Genomic DNA, 15,255 nt, shown 5'->3' on the forward strand with positions numbered 1-15,255 from the left:
ACACAATCGCTTTATTTAGTTGAGGACATGTGACATGCACTGGCTGAAAATAATGGTATCAAGCAGTCTAGTGATGTTGACCGGTTGTGCCAGCATGATGTCTTCGTCGGTGAGCGAGGCAACGCTGGAGCGCCATCTGACAAGAGCTGTCGCGAATTTCGATCGGGAGCAGTTGCGCGCGGGCTCGCCGTTATCCCTGACGCTCGACTCCTCGAATGTCACTGTCGGCCCACAGGGTCGCGATACCGTTCTACTGGACGTGGCCGGGCAGGCTACCTTCAGCTTTCTGGCATCACACCTGCCTGCGGACATCGAGTTGAGCCTGGAAGGGACCCCATACTTCGATGCCCAGGAAGGCGCCATCTACATTCGCCGCTTGCAATTGCTGGATAGCCACGTCAATGCGCCCTGGTTGCCTATCGATTTGGCCCCCTTCACTCAAATGGCCGCGCGACTCGTGGCACAGCGTCTGGAAAGTGTGCCGGTCTATCGATTCGAAGAGGCAGGTTGGGGCGCGCGTACGCTATCAAAACATATGACGCTGCGGACTGAGCCCGGGCGTCTGGTATTCGAGCCAGCACGATAGTTAATTGGCTTCAGCTGTATTAGCAGAAAATGTTTATAACGACGATAAACAGCCGGTATCGCCGCTTGTTTGGGCAATTGATTTAAATATCATAGGGTTAGAATGACTACGTTACATCAAGAGTGCTCGCGCGCTGGCTGGCTAGCATAGTGAACCAGCAAAACCACCATTCGACATCATTCTGTCAATGGTGGTTTTTTTATAGCATGGGTCTTGTTTATCCTCTGATCACTACCTTCGTACCCACATCAAGCCACTTGTTTAGAGCAAGTATTTCGGCGTTGGTCACGGCGACACAGCCAGCGGTCCAGTCGCGCTTCCGGTGAATCCACAGCGGGCTGCGCCCCAGACCGTGAATGCCGATATAGCCGCCAAGAGGAGTGTCCGCCGGCGCAATGCCATGACGCTTCCGGTAGCTCAAGTAGTATCGATAATCCTTGTCCGACAGGATGCCTTCTTTCCACGCATCCTGAGCGATCTGAGGCGTGGGATAGTCGATGCCGAAGAAGAGGCGAAACTTGCTGTTTCTATTGACGCGCCGAATGGTGAATATACCCGTCGGTGTCTGCTTGCTGCCCTGCAGTCGCACTGCCTGAGAACCTGCGGCACCATACGCAAGATAGGGAATGCTCTCGAGACGGATGCCGCCTTGATACACCACAAGTTCGCGCTTGAGCAGGTCGATGTGTACCCAGGGTTCATTCGCTCCGACGCCATCCGGGCGTGCCGGTGCGTCGAGAAAGTCCCATAGCGTTTCCAGGGACGACAGCGTCGCGTCTTTCATCGCCACGTCTGGGGCGGCGACCGCTGCAAGCGATATTCCGGGTACCCAATAGAGAAGGCCGACCAGAAGTGCATGGGTGAGCCATTTCGTCATGGTTAATTTCCGACAAGAGTGTGATGGTGCTAGTCTGTCGAAAACTCGAAATTCCAAAGGGCAAGAAAGAGAAGCTTTTTATACGCAATTGCCGTCTATCGGCCTGATCGCTGTGGCATTCGAAAGTGCTGGACAAGGCTAAGGCGATGGTTCACCTGAAGCCCATGCGTCATCGTTCAATCGCTGTAGCAATGCTTGAACGGTGGAATCCTTGAAGAATCTCGCCAGCTCGGCAGTCTTGCTCGGGCCTATTCCATCCCAGGCTTGCCAGCGTATCTTGCTGCGCTGTTCCAGTGCCGTGATACCCACGAAACGGTCATTCTCAAATAGCACTTCTTGTGGGACTTTAGGCATGCCAAGCGCTCTTAGCCATAACGAAGGGGGTTGCTTAAGGCTAGCCTGGAAAGCGGCCTGCCATTGCCCAGCGCGCCGTTTCCCGACCCCGGGAAGTGTGCGCAACTCAGTCTGATCGAGAGCGAGCCAATCGAGCAGGGCGTTCAGTTGATTCGATTCGATCAGCGTGCGCCAGGCGCCTTCACCAATGCCGTTCATGCCCAGTGTCTTGGATAGCCATACCAGTCGCACCAAGAATTGCTGTTGACAGCCGTCGAGGAGTTCCAGACAGCTCAGTTCGTGATAATTCTGGGATCGAGGTACGTCAACGTTCACGCGAGGTTCGGCAGGCAGCACAACGCTCGTCAGATGAGGGATGGTCAGGCCTGCCAACTCGATCATGACCTGATCGCCAGGGCGCACATCCAGCTCCTGCCAGCGATCCAGGGAACCCAGACTGACGCGGCGAACGATACGGTCATCCAGCTCCACGGGTGAAAGTTGCGCCACCGGCGTGATACGACCGGTACGGCCGATACTGAAATCGATGCCAGTGACCAAGGCCAGGCTCTGGGTTGCTGGGTGTTTCCAGGCGATCGCCCAATCCGGAGGCTTGGCCTGCCAGGAGGCAGGCGGCGGCCGTCTGGCCTGGCGCACCACGATACCGTCCGTGGCGAAAGGGAGAGGGTCGTGATACCAGCGTTGGCGCTGGCTGGTCACGGCGGCGATATCCACCACCGGCAGGGTGTAGTCCTGAGTATCGAAACCCCAGCCCGCAAGGCGCTCGAGCCGCTTCGAGAACGTCTCATTGTCAGATGCGCTCGGCCAATCCCAGACGAACAGCCCGATGCGGTCGCCGTTCTCTTTCGTCAACCCTTGGCGCGCCATGAGCCCAATCACGTCGGCTCGAGCGCCGGCAGTGCCGTCTCTCTTCTGAACATGCCCTGGGCGGCGTAGATACAACTCCCCTTGCAATATTACCTGGGCAGGCGCTCCACGTAGTCGAGGAGGGATGGCTGCAATTACGCTGGCCTGGCGGGTCCAGTCCTGTCCCTCACGCCCGCTGCCACGACTGATTGCGCGAATTAGGTTGCCATTTTTATAGATCAACGTGACGGCGACACCATCGACCTTGGGTTGAACCCATAGTGCCTCATCCTGTCGGTCGGCAAGCCAGCGTGAAAGAGCCTGCTGTGAATCCGCCTTGGCAAGTCCGGTTTGCACGATGGGGTGAGCAATGAGGCGAGAATGGGAGTCGACGGTTTCGTCGGGATGCTGGGCGGTATTTTCAGAAACACTATCGAAGCACCGCCGCCAGTGGTTTTGGCGACGCTTGGCGGCGTCGTATGCGCCATCTTCTACCAGGCGTTTGCCCTGAGAGTAATAGGCCTCATCCCAGTCATCGAGCTGATCCTGTAACCGCGCAAGCGCATGCCGGGCATCAGAGGGTGACCAGTCAGGGCAGGAGGCCGTTTCACTGGCAGCACCTAGCTGCGGAAAAAGAGACGTCCCGGTTAAAGACAGCAGGAAAACGACAAGGGAAAGCGAGAAACGGAGATATATCACGGCGTATGGCTCGAAAAAGCGCTTCGTCTTCGATAAAGAAGACGAAGCGCTGTAGCTGGCTGCGGCTATCGGTAGTTGACTACCCTTACTCGTTGTTCTGAGTCAGCTGAGCGTAATCGAGCAGAATTTGTCCTGCTTCAACGATCTGAGCGCGGTCGATGGGCTCGTCTTTTTCTTTTTCGCTGCCCAGTGGCTCTTCGCTGACATCGTCGGCCCAGGTATCGAGCGTCTCCAGACCCAGCGCCCGACGACGTTGATTCTCGAGCGCAAGTTGCTCGCTCTCCTGTGCCTTCATTTCACGCTGGCGCTGTTCTTTGTTCAGACTGATGGTGGTCTGCTGTTCGCGCAGCTGCTTGGTAAGCTTCGCCTGACGCGCGAGATAGGTGAAGTTGGCATCGTTGTTGGTGCGTTGCTCATGCTTTTGCTTGAGCAAGGAAAGATACTGATCCGGCTTGCCATACTGTCGGTATTGCACTGGCCGTACCGTATCCCAGGGCAATGCATTGTCGAGAGCGCTTTCGCCGATCAGTTCCGGATCGACCAGGTTGGGAAATTCCAGGTCAGGATAGACACCTCGGTGCTGCGTGCTTTCTCCGGAAATACGATAGAACTTTGCCCGGGTCAACTTGATCTGGCCATGATTCAGATCGCTGAGCGTCTGTACGGTGCCCTTGCCGAAGGTGCGATTACCCAGGACCAGGCCGCGGCCATAATCCTGAATGGCCCCAGCTACGATCTCGGAAGCGGAGGCAGATAGCCGATTGGCAAGAACCGCCAGCGGCCCTTCGTAGGCGCTGCCGCTGTCGGTGTCGCCATAAAGGCTGATTCGCCCTTGAGCGTCCTGAACCTGCACCGTCGGGCCGCGGTCAATGAATAGACCGATCAGCGAATTGGCTTCCTGCAGGGCGCCGCCGCCGTCGTTACGCAAGTCCAGAACGATACCCTCGATGTTTTGCGCCTTGAGCTTCTCGATCTCCTTGGTCACGTCCCGAGTCGTGCTGCGATAATCTTTTTCACCGGCTTGCCAGGCATCGAAATCCACATAGAACGTGGGAATGTTGATGATGCCGATGCGGTGCTCCTTGCCTTCGCGCTCAAGGGTGATGACCTCGCTATGGGCCGCCTGGTCCTCGAGCTTGACCGTGTCTCTCACGATCTTGACGATGCGGGAGCGGGTCACATCCACGGCCTTGGCTGGAATGACATCCAGACGCACAGTGGAGCCCTTTGGGCCGCGGATCAGATCGACGACTTCATCCAGCCGCATGCCCACGACATTGGTAGTTTCACCTGTTTCGCCCTGTCCCACTCCAACGATGCGGTCCGCGGGCTGCAACACACCGCTCTTGTCCGCCGGGCCTCCTGCCACCAGGCTCGAGACCTTGACGTACTCTCCCTCGGATTGAAGCAGGGCGCCAATGCCTTCCAGGGAAAGCTTCATCTGTATATCGAAAGACTCCCCCTGGCGCGGCGATAGATACTCGGTATGAGGATCAGCGGTGCTGGTCGCTGCCGCCATGAACAGACCGAACACGTCTTCTGCGTTGGTCTGGCGAAGGCGGGATAGCTGCCCTGAATAGCGTTCACGCAGCGTCTTTTGAATCTCTTGTGGATCTTGATCGCTCAACGAAAGAGAAAGCGCCGCATTTTTCAAGCGTTTCAGCCACAGCGAGTCCAGTGCCTTTTGGCTCTTTTCCCAGGGAGCGTCGCCGCGCTCGATGATGAGGCGCTCATTGCTTGAATAATCGAAATCTAGCCCCGCATCGATCTTCTCGATCAGCCATTCAAGGCGTGTCTCGAGACGGGTCTGATACTGCTCGTAGAATTCGTAAACCCGTTCGAGCTCACCTTCGGAGAGCGCATCGTCCAGAGTGGTGCGTAAATCACCGAATGCGTCTATGTCGCGCTGCAAAAGATAGACGTGCTGAGAGTCCAGCACGTCGAGAAACTGTGTAAAAGCCTGCTCAGACCACTCATCGTTCAATGTGATGTCGGCGTAGTGGCCATAACGCAGCGACTCGGCAACCTCAGTGGCGGCCTGCCGTTGGGTATCCGTGGGCTTGGGTTCGGCAAGAGCCGAGGTACTCAACGCGACCAGTATCGAGGCGACTGTGGCGCAGCACCGAGTAGCTGCAATCAGACTCATTAATCAAGCACTCCAGGATTCATGTAAACTTACAACCTTGATTCTGTTCTTTTGTGGAAACGTACAAAATACACAAAAATAGTAGCGTCCAATCTCTACAAAAAGATACCTAAGACGGGCGAGAGTTCCAATTTTCGGCCATCGACATTGTGTCGGGCCCAAGGGTCCAACGTGACCTTGGTTTACGCTGGCGTGCCATTGTAGCAGCCTGTTATGCGATAAATAGTCTCTTGGTGAGGATTAGCATGTCCCATGAACCTATTCTGAAACGGCTTTTGACATTTCTGAAGCATTCTCCCACGCCCTGGCACGCTACCCGGAACATGCTCGAGCGCCTCGAGCAGGCCGGTTTTCGCCGTCTGCACGAAAGCGAGGCCTGGAATGTCAAGGCTGGCGAGCGCGTCGTGGTGACGCGAGACGACTCCTCCATTATCGCGGTGCAATTGCCTGAAGAGCCTCTTTCGGCGCTGCGGATGATAGGCGCGCATACGGATAGCCCGGGGCTGCGGCTCAAACCCAACGCCGCCATCAATACCAGCGATTGGCTGCAATTGGGTGTGGAGGTTTATGGTGGCGCGCTGCTGGCTCCATGGTTCGATCGTGACCTGGCTCTGGCGGGTCGCGTTCAAGTGCGTGATGACGAAGGGCGGCTGAAAAGCCTGTTGCTCGATACGGAGCGCGCCGTTGCCATGATACCCAGCCTGGCCATCCATCTTGATCGCGACGTGAATAGTGGGCGTCCCATCAACCCACAGACACAGATGGCTCCCGTACTGTGTCAGGGCAGCGGTAAACCCGAAGCTCTCGAGACCTTGCTGCAAACATGGCTGAAAAAGCAGCACGCGCTGGATCAGTCAAGCATTCTCGGTTTCGAGCTATGCCTCTACGACACCCAGCCACCGGCGCTTGTGGGTATAAATGACGAACTCATTGCCAGCGCCCGCCTGGACAATCTGTTGTCCTGTTTCATCGGCATGGAGGCCCTGCTTGAAAGCGATGGGGCTCAGGGCGCCGTGCTGGTGGCAAACGATCATGAAGAGGTGGGTAGCGCCAGTGCCATTGGCGCCCAGGGGCCTTTCCTGCAGGATGTACTGCGTCGCCTCGTCGAACAGTTAGGCGATAACAGCGAACAGGGGTGGAGCCGTCTGATTCAATCCTCTTGCATGATTTCCTGCGACAATGCCCACGGGTTGCATCCCAACTTCAGCGACAAGCACGATGCCGCTCATGGTCCCTTGCTCAACGGCGGGCCGGTGATCAAGGTCAATGCCAATCAGCGCTATGCCACTACCAGTGTCACTGCGGCGCTCTTTCGCGATATATGCCGCAATGCCCAGGTGCCCACCCAGACGTTCGTTACCCGGGCCGACATGGCTTGCGGCAGTACTATCGGCCCCATTACCGCCACGGAGCTGGGAGTGCCGACTCTGGACGTAGGGGTTGCCCAGTGGGCCATGCACTCGATTCGCGAAACCGCGGGCAGTCAGGACGTCGTTCATCTTATTCATGCTCTGACGACCTTCCTTGATCGCCGGACGCTATTTTAATTCATGCTTGAACAGCGCCAATAAAAAAAGCGCCCGAAAACGTACGTTTTCAGGCGCTTCTGATACGGAATTGCCGCACATATGAAACAGGGTGTGCGGCTATTTACGCCGGCGTTGCATCAGTGATTGTCGTTTGCGTGGCCTTGCTGATTGCGGCGCTTTTCCCGCGGATCGTTATGGGCACGACGACGGCGTGCAGACCGATCGCTGTCTGACATCGATTTTTCGGTCGTATCAGTGGTCTCGGCGTCGCTTGTCGCCGTATCCATTGCACCGTTGGCCGGCCCTGTAGCGGTTTCTTCAGCTGCAACCTCATCTTGGCCGCTGTCGGCAATCTGCGTTACCGGGTGATCCTCCGGCGCCGCCTGTGTCTCGCTGAAATCAGGTGAGGCGGGTGCAAAGGCGTCCGCCTCCGTCCTGTCGTCGGCTTGCGATGTATCGGCATCGCTTGCGGGCGCCGATGCCTCTGGGATGGCAGCAGGAGTATCGGAAGCTGCATCCGCCGCACTGAGCCGCGTTTCCACATCCTGCTGAGAGGTGGCGTCAGCCGTGTTTTCCAGTTCGGCGGTGGTGGCCGATGACGTTTGAGTATCCGTCTGTGGCGCGCTCACTGCCTTACTTTCAGTCTTACTCTCGGGCTCGCTCGTTGCTGCGCTCTCGGCTGCACCCGCTGCTGTGCTCTCGGCTGCGCTCTCGGTTGCACCCTTTTCTGCCTGCATCGCTGACTGCTTACGCGATCTGGTATTGCGTGCATTCGAGGCCTGCTGGCCACGAGCGAATGCAGCACGCTCCGCAGTGGGGGCAACTTTGGGTGCATCCTGCTCGACTTCTTCGGAACGTGCATTCTGTGCCGGTTCAATCGATTCAGCGGAAGTCGTGTTTTCTTCCGTTATTTCCTCAACCTTTTCTTCCGCTATGGCTGTCGGCTGAGTTGGCTCTTCCGAGGCAGTGGCTGACTGAGGTGAGTCAGTATTCTCGTTTGCCTCTTGCTGCAGACGTTCCTGCTCGGTCACTGCCTTGGGGTTCAGTGCATGCTTGCGGCTGCGCTGGCGGGGATTATTGCGAGTGCGCTTGGGGGCGCCATCGCTACCGCTGTCGGACTTGCTCTCATCCTTCTTTTCGTCCCGGGTTTTCTTCTGCTGTGGCTCTTTCTCCAGCGGCTTGTCGCTACTTTGATCGGGCTGAGCCTGGGGCTTGTTGTCGCGCTGGTCATCACGACCTTTGCGATTGTCGCGGCGTGGCTTGTTCTCTGGCTTGTCGTCCTTGTCAGCTTTCTGAGCGCCGCGCGCGTTATTCGCTGCGCCGTCGTTTTGACGAGATTTACCCCGGGAGGAAGCCTTGTCTTCCTGCCTGTTAGAGCGATTGTCTCGCGTGTTCCGACTGTCAGTATCCTGACGTTCACCCCGGGGCGTCTTGCGCTCATCGCGCTGTTCGTCATCCGTTGCGCTGCGACGCCGGCGCTGGTTCGTGTTGCGATTGGTACGTTCGTTGCGCTGTTCCTGGTCGCTGTTACGGTTTCCTTGACGATTATTGCCGGAAGCGCCTGCTTGATCGTTGGTCTTGACCGGGGGAGCGGTCTCCTCGGTGCCGCCGACCAGCTTGTTCAACCCTTTGAAAAGACGACTCAGCAATCCCGCAGACGAGGCGCTTGAAGCATTGTCGGCCTGTACGGGCTCGGGCTGGCGCTGAAGGGAGTCCGGCGCCGGCGCCGTGTGAGCGACGCCTTTGACCGCCGCTTCGGTACGCTGTACCGGCTTATCGAAAGAAGGGTCGGGCTCTTGACCAATCTCGGTATCCGTGGAAAGTTCGAAACTGGATTTGTCCTCGTCATCTTCTCCCACGTGATCGTCCCGCAGGCGCTGAACGTCGTAGTGCGGGGTAGACATCTCGGGGCTGGGGAGCAATACCACGCGAACGTCCTGACGCCGCTCGATATCTGCGAGAATGGCCCGTTTTTCGTTGAGCAGGTAGGTGGCTACCGATACCGGCAGAATGGCGCGAATCTGCGCGCTGCGCTCTTTCATCGCCTCTTCTTCGATAAGGCGCATGATGGACAGCGAAATCGAGCGAACGTCTCGGATGGTGCCCTGACCGTCGCAGCGCGGGCATACCACGCCGCTGGTCTCACCCAGGGAAGGGCGCAAGCGCTGACGCGACATCTCCATCAGCCCGAAACGCGAGATGCGGCCGACCTGTACCCGGGCGCGATCGATCTTGAGCGCATCGCGCACGCGATTTTCGACTTCACGTTGATTGCGTGCCGGTGACATATCGATGAAGTCGATGACCACCAGGCCACCGATATCCCGCAGGCGCAGTTGCCGGGCGATTTCGTCCGCCGCTTCGAGATTGGTCTGCAGCGCGGTCTCTTCGATATCGCTGCCCCGGGTCGCTCGGGCGGAGTTGATGTCGATGGAGACCAGCGCCTCGGTATGATCGATCACTACCGAGCCGCCGGAAGGCAGCTTGACCTCGCGCTGATAAGCGGTCTCGATCTGGCTTTCGATCTGAAAGCGGGAAAACAGCGGTACGTCGTCCGCGTAGAGCTTGATCTTCTGCTGATAGGAGGGCATTACCTGGCGGATGAACCCCAGCGCTTCCTGATGGACCTCGGGGCTGTCGACCAGCACTTCGCCGATGTCCTGACGCAGGTAGTCGCGCATGGCGCGGATGATGACGTTGGATTCGCGATAGATGAGAAATGGCGCCGAACGTTTGGTCGCTTCAGCGGTGATCGCCTCCCATACCTGGGCGAGATAATCCAGATCCCACTGCAGCTCTTCGGTGCTGCGCCCGATACCTGCCGTGCGGACGATGACGCCCATCTTGTCCGGCAGGGTGAGTTGCCCCATGGCTTCCTTGAGCTGAGTGCGTTCCTCGCCCTCAATACGACGGGATATGCCGCCGGCTCGGGGGTTGTTGGGCATCAGCACCAGAAAGCGACCGGCCAGACTGACGAAGGTGGTCAGAGCCGCGCCCTTGTTGCCACGCTCTTCCTTGTCGACCTGGACGATGACCTCCTGGCCTTCCTTGATCACTTCCTTGATGTTGGGACGCCCGGAAGGCTCCTTTGAAAAGTACTCCCGGGAAATCTCCTTAAGGGGCAGAAAGCCATGGCGCTCGGCACCGAAATCGACGAAAGCAGCCTCCAGGGAGGGCTCCACGCGAGTGATCTTGCCGCGATAGATATTGGCTTTCTTCTGTTCACGAGCCCCGGATTCGATATCCAGATCGTAGAGTCGCTGTCCATCGACCAGTGCAACACGCAGCTCCTCGGGCTGGGTCGCATTGATGAGCATTCGTTTCATGTTGTCTCGCTGTTAAAGGCGCGCCGGACGGCGGCTTTTGGAGAGACGCTGCTTAGATGCCTGATAAATGAAGCCGAATGCTCGACATCGACCGAAGACAGCCATTTGGTGCGATATGGCATTTTCGACAAGCGGCGAAACTGGCTTCATTCATTCGTCGATTCTGTCAGCGATTCCTTGGTGTCGGTGGCGACGAACCGCTTCCTGCATTGTGTTGTGCTCAGCTCATGTCGTGAATGTGCAATCAACACTCATCGGCAGAAGAGTGCTACAAGATCATGTTGAGTACGCGACAGTGGCAAGACATGTTTCGGTGGGATACTGTTGATGACTTCCCTTCCGGCCTTACAGACACCGTCAGACACCTGGCATTGTTCGGTTCGCCACCGCCGGCCTCCGGCGCGGTATTGATAAATCCCGTCTGGTTATGGCAATCCCATGTATGGGTCGTCCAGAACTCGGGCGTGGCGTAACATCGGTACTACAGTGGCAGCAGGGTTCAAACCCTGATTGCCGTAATCATGACTCTGTTCTGCAAACCCTCTCCTGTATGTTCATTGTACAGGCACTGTAATGGGTTTTTACATTTCACCAGAGTGAGCGTGGAATATAACAGTTAAGCCTCTTGACAGCAATTGACGCGAAGGGTGCTGCACTGGGATAAGATGCGCGTTTTGCCAAGTGGATGCGAGGACGGAAAATGGCCGAGGGTCGCGAAGTGCAATGGGCGGAAATTGGTGAGGCCCAGGCCGGACAGCGCATCGATAATTTCTTGCGGACGCGTCTTAAGGGCGCGCCCAAGGCATTGATCTATCGTATCCTGCGCAAGGGTGAAGTGCGGGTGAACAAGAAGCGGGTCAAGGTCGACTACCGACTGGTATCCGGCGACCTCGTGCGTATACCGCCGTTGCGCCTGGCCCCTGAGGTGGCGGTGCGCGATGTCAGCGACAACTTGCGTAATCTGCTTGCCGGCAGCGTGCTGGTCGAAGGCCCGGACTGGCTCGTGATCAACAAGCCATCGGGCCTCGCTGTGCACGGTGGCAGCGGTGTCAAGATTGGCTTGATTGAAGCGCTGCGTCAGGTACGCGAGGATCTCGACTTTCTCGAGCTGGTTCATCGCCTGGATCGCGACACCTCGGGCTGTCTGCTGCTGGCCAAGTCGCGTCCGGCATTGTTGACCCTCAATGACGCACTCAAGCAGCGCCAGATGGACAAGCAATATCTGGCGCTCGTTCAGGGCCGCTGGCCGGCACGACGAGATTATGTCAGTGCCCGGCTCGATCGTTTCGATGCGGGGAATGGGGAGCGTCGGGTAAGAGTCGATCCTCAGGGAAAGGTCTCGCGGACCCGCTTTGCGGTGCGTGAGACCTTTGCCAATGCCACCCTGGTCGAGGCAGAGCCCATTACCGGTCGCACCCATCAGATACGTGTGCACGCCGCACATGCGGGGCATGCACTGCTCGGCGATGACAAGTACGGCACGCGAGAAGGGCAGCGCCTGGCGGCAGGGCTAAGGCTCGATCGGTTATTCCTGCATGCAGCAGCGCTGACTTTCCCCGAGCCCACCAGCGGACGGCCGGTACACATAAAAGCGCCGCTTGGATCGGCGCTGGAGGCCGTGCTGACGCGCGCGCGAGGTTGAGTACGCTTAAATTCATGAACGTTGCAGGAGAAAGAATGCGCTACCGGCTGGTGATTTTCGATTGGGACGGCACCTTGATGGATTCGGAGGCGCGTATCGTTGCCTGCATGCAAGCAGCGGCACAAGATGTCGGCTGGGGTGCGCTTGGCGCCGAACGTGTGCGGGATATCATTGGCCTGGGGCTTCCCGAGGCGATAGAGCGCATGTGTCCGGGTATGCCTGAGGATCAGGCCGAAGCATTGCGAGTGCGCTATAGTCACCACTTTGTGAATGCCGATCAGATGCCGATGCCGTTTTTTGAAGGTGTCGAGGCAGGTATTCTGCGTCTACGCGACGATCAGGACATCCGCCTGGCAGTCGCAACCGGCAAGAGCCGGCGTGGGCTGGATCGTGCATTTGAATCCACGGGTAGCACCGACTGGTTTCATGCCAGCCGTACCGCGGACGAGACTCTATCCAAGCCGCACCCACAAATGCTCGAAGAGCTGTTGTCCGAAACGGGCATCGAGGCTAAAGAAGCCCTGATGGTGGGCGATACCGAATACGATATGGAAATGGCGCGTGCCCTGGGCATGGATCGTCTGGCGGTTACCTATGGCGTTCACACTCCGGAGCGCCTTGCCAGGAGTCAACCTGTTTTCACCGCCAGCGCGTTTCCCGAACTGATTGACTGGCTACACGATTGATCGACGGACTTGACGAGATTGAACCATGAGCGATGACAAGCGCTATGACGAGTGGACCGACGGCCCCGAGCTGGATCGCGACGATCCCCGTCGCGGTGAAGCTGACGATAAGGCCCCGGAGCCGAGAGGAAGCGAGGATGCCGCCACGCTGCGGGAGCGTCAGCGTCTGGCGCAGTTGGAGATGATGGATCGCTGGGTTGGCGGCGTGCTCGTCGAGCAGCGTCGTTCCCGACGCTGGAAGCTGTTCTTTCGCTTCCTGTTTGCAGCGCTGTTGCTGGGCTTGCTGGCCACCAGCATTTATAGCCTGTTCTTTGCCGGCATGACGCCAACGCCCATGGGGCCCCACCTGGGGGTAGTACGCGTCGAGGGGGTGATCGATAGCGAAGGCGAAGCGAATGCCGAGCGTATCACCGAAGGCCTGCAAGACGCCTGGGAGAATGAGGAGACTCAGGCAGTGGTGTTGCAGATCAATAGCCCCGGCGGAAGTCCGGTGCAGTCTCAGCGCATCTTCAATGAGATTCGTCGTCTAGGTCAGGCGGGGGACAAGCCGATTCTGGCCGTCATCGAGGATATCGGTGCCAGCGGCGCTTATTATATCGCCGCTGGCGCGGACGATATCTATGCCGCACCGGCAAGCCTGGTAGGCTCCATTGGCGTCATCTACTCCGGGTTCGGACTTCAAGAAGCCATCGAAGGACTGGGCATCGAGCGACGCGTGTTCACCGCCGGCGAGAACAAGGCATTTCTCGATCCGTTCAGTGAGATCGCGCCGGATCAGCGCGAGTTCTGGCAGCAGGTGCTGAATACGACCCATCAACAGTTCATCGATGACGTCAAGACGGGGCGCGGCAATCGCCTGAGTGACGATCCCAAGCTGTTCACTGGGTTGATATGGACCGGCGAGCAAGCAACCGATCTTGGCCTTGTCGATGGCTTGAAAAGCCTCGATCAGCTGGCTCGGGAGCGACTGGGTGAGGTGCGTACCCGGGATTACACGCCGGCACTAGACCCCTTCGAGCGCTTGTCGCGTCAGTTCGGGCGCGTTGCCGCCGAGTGGGCGGGGTTGCCTCGGGCGAATTCGCCACTGCGCTATGAGCTGCCCTGATCCGGGAGCGAGTCGAGCAGCGGGTCCAGGCCCGCTTCACGCAGCAGGGCGCATAGGCGGATCAATGGCAGGCCTATGAGGGTGTTGGGATCATCGCCTTCGAGACGCTCGAACAGTGTGATGCCCAAGCCTTCCATGCGAAAGCTGCCGGCGCTGTCGAAAGGTTGCTCGCGATCGACATAACGTTCGATCTCGGCAGCGCTCAAATCCCGGAATATCACGTCGTAACGTTCGTGGCAGACGCGCTGGCAGTTCCGGGCGGTATCGATCAAGGCCAAGCCGGTGAGAAAACGCACCCTTTGTCCTGAAAAGCGTGACAGCGTGGCGCAGGCGGTTGCAGCGTTACCTGGCTTGCCTAGAACGTCACCGTCGAACACCGCCACCTGATCCGAGCCAATGATCAAATGGTTAGGATAGGCATCTGCCAGCTGCAAGGCCTTGCCCAGCGCCAGGCGATGTACCAGCGTTTCGGGAGACTCTTCCGGTCTGCGCGTTTCATCGATATCCGGGCTGGCCCAGGTAAAGGGTATGCCGAGTCGTTCTAGAAGCTGGCGACGCCAGCGTGAACCGGAGGCAAGAATCAAGCGTGGTCGGTCATTCATTATTGTCGTGTCCTGAAATGATCATGGTAAATGCAGTGTGCCGGTCCCGTCTGATACTTGTATAGCCTTGGCAATAGCTGCTTTGACACGCATGGGGGGAATCCCTATCATTGCGCGCTTATGTCAACCACTAGACTTCCCATAAAGGTCGAACCTTACCGTTTGGCCGCCGGCGACGAACACCTCGAGGGGGCAATGTCTCTCGATGACATGGTGCGTTTACGCGAAGAAGCCGGCAAGCAGCAAGGCGACGCCGATGTTCGCCTGGAATTCGGCCAGGATGCCCAAGGGCGTCACTTCATCGAAGGCTGGGTGAAAGCAACGTTGGATCTGGCATGCAAGCGTTGTCTCGAGCCCATGCCGATCGCCATCGAAAGCCATTTTCTGCTGGGGATGGTAAGCGATGACGCCATGGCGGCGAATTTGCCGAACGCCTACGAGCCGGTAGTGGTAGAAAACGAACAGCTCAACCTGCAGTTGATGCTCGAGGATGAGTTGATCCTCAGTTTGCCGCAGGTGGTCTATCACGACGAAGCGGATTGCGCCGTTTCGCCGGATCAGCTGAGTAGCGGTGTCTTGCCCGAAACCTCGGGACAGCCGGCTGCTAGCCCCTTCGAGGTGCTCCGTACCTTGAAGAACAAACATTGATTCGAATCGATATACTCTGGAGTGATCTCTCATGGCAGTTCAAAAGAACCGTAAAACTCGTTCCAAGCGTGGCATGCGTCGTAGTCATGATGCGCTTTCTTCTCCCGCGTTGTCTCAGGACAAGGAAACCGGCACGACCCATCGCCGCCATCATATGGCCCCGGACGGTTTTTATCGTGGCCGCAAGGTCATCGACGTTTAAATAAGTA

At 57.8% G+C, this 15,255-nt stretch carries 12 protein-coding genes; 7 read left to right on the top strand and 5 right to left on the bottom strand.

Annotated features, from left to right (window positions below; translation table 11 throughout):
- Positions 1-34: 34 nt before the first annotated feature.
- On the top strand, positions 35-586 hold the full coding sequence (locus H7850_RS05130) for a DUF1439 domain-containing protein (protein WP_227368360.1): 552 nt from the start codon (positions 35-37) through the stop codon (positions 584-586).
- A 217-nt stretch (positions 587-803) separates the two neighbouring features.
- Here H7850_RS05130 and H7850_RS05135 read toward each other — a convergent pair whose 3' ends face one another.
- The 3 genes from H7850_RS05135 to H7850_RS05145 form a co-directional block, all read right to left on the bottom strand.
- Positions 804-1,463: a L,D-transpeptidase family protein gene (locus H7850_RS05135; RefSeq protein ID WP_227368362.1), complete on the bottom strand. Its 660-nt coding sequence runs from the start codon at positions 1,461-1,463 to the stop codon at positions 804-806.
- Positions 1,464-1,601: 138 nt separating this feature from the next.
- Positions 1,602-3,362: an NAD-dependent DNA ligase LigB gene (gene ligB, locus H7850_RS05140; RefSeq protein WP_227368364.1), complete on the bottom strand. Its 1,761-nt coding sequence runs from the start codon at positions 3,360-3,362 to the stop codon at positions 1,602-1,604.
- An 85-nt stretch (positions 3,363-3,447) separates the two neighbouring features.
- Positions 3,448-5,508: a carboxy terminal-processing peptidase gene (locus H7850_RS05145; RefSeq protein WP_227368366.1), complete on the bottom strand. Its 2,061-nt coding sequence runs from the start codon at positions 5,506-5,508 to the stop codon at positions 3,448-3,450.
- A 245-nt stretch (positions 5,509-5,753) separates the two neighbouring features.
- On the opposite strand from H7850_RS05145, the gene H7850_RS05150 reads away from it, so the two are divergent.
- On the top strand, positions 5,754-7,055 hold the full coding sequence (locus H7850_RS05150; RefSeq protein WP_227368368.1) for a M18 family aminopeptidase: 1,302 nt from the start codon (positions 5,754-5,756) through the stop codon (positions 7,053-7,055).
- Positions 7,056-7,174: 119 nt separating this feature from the next.
- Here H7850_RS05150 and rne read toward each other — a convergent pair whose 3' ends face one another.
- Positions 7,175-10,363: a ribonuclease E gene (gene rne / locus H7850_RS05155; RefSeq protein WP_227368370.1), complete on the bottom strand. Its 3,189-nt coding sequence runs from the start codon at positions 10,361-10,363 to the stop codon at positions 7,175-7,177.
- Positions 10,364-11,063: 700 nt separating this feature from the next.
- Here rne and H7850_RS05160 point away from each other — a divergent pair.
- The 3 genes from H7850_RS05160 to sppA are packed head-to-tail and all read left to right on the top strand — an operon-like array spanning position 11,064 to position 13,796.
- Positions 11,064-12,005, top strand: a complete 942-nt coding sequence (locus H7850_RS05160) for an RluA family pseudouridine synthase (RefSeq protein ID WP_227368372.1) — start codon at positions 11,064-11,066, stop codon at positions 12,003-12,005.
- Positions 12,006-12,040: 35 nt separating this feature from the next.
- Positions 12,041-12,691 carry an HAD-IA family hydrolase gene (locus H7850_RS05165; RefSeq protein ID WP_227368374.1) on the top strand — a complete coding sequence of 217 codons (651 nt, stop codon included), beginning with the start codon at positions 12,041-12,043 and terminating at the stop codon, positions 12,689-12,691.
- 25 nt (positions 12,692-12,716) lie between these two features.
- A complete protein-coding gene (gene sppA / locus H7850_RS05170; protein WP_227368376.1) occupies positions 12,717-13,796 on the top strand; it encodes a signal peptide peptidase SppA in 1,080 nt (359 codons plus the stop codon).
- Here the strand turns inward: sppA and H7850_RS05175 are convergent.
- The gene (locus H7850_RS05175; protein ID WP_227368378.1) at positions 13,781-14,398 is read right to left on the bottom strand and encodes a Maf family protein; all 618 of its coding nucleotides are present in this window, start codon (positions 14,396-14,398) and stop codon (positions 13,781-13,783) included. The genes sppA and H7850_RS05175 overlap by 16 nt on opposite strands.
- A gap of 120 nt (positions 14,399-14,518) precedes the next feature.
- On the opposite strand from H7850_RS05175, the gene H7850_RS05180 reads away from it, so the two are divergent.
- Positions 14,519-15,046 (top strand): YceD family protein, encoded by a 528-nt coding sequence (locus tag H7850_RS05180; RefSeq protein ID WP_227368379.1) that lies wholly within the window; start codon positions 14,519-14,521, stop codon positions 15,044-15,046.
- A 31-nt stretch (positions 15,047-15,077) separates the two neighbouring features.
- Positions 15,078-15,248 carry a 50S ribosomal protein L32 gene (gene rpmF, locus H7850_RS05185; protein WP_227368381.1) on the top strand — a complete coding sequence of 57 codons (171 nt, stop codon included), beginning with the start codon at positions 15,078-15,080 and terminating at the stop codon, positions 15,246-15,248.
- Positions 15,249-15,255 lie beyond the last annotated feature (7 nt).

Source organism: Halomonas sp. M20 (genome assembly GCF_020622265.1).
Taxonomy (GTDB): Bacteria; Pseudomonadota; Gammaproteobacteria; order Pseudomonadales; family Halomonadaceae; genus Modicisalibacter.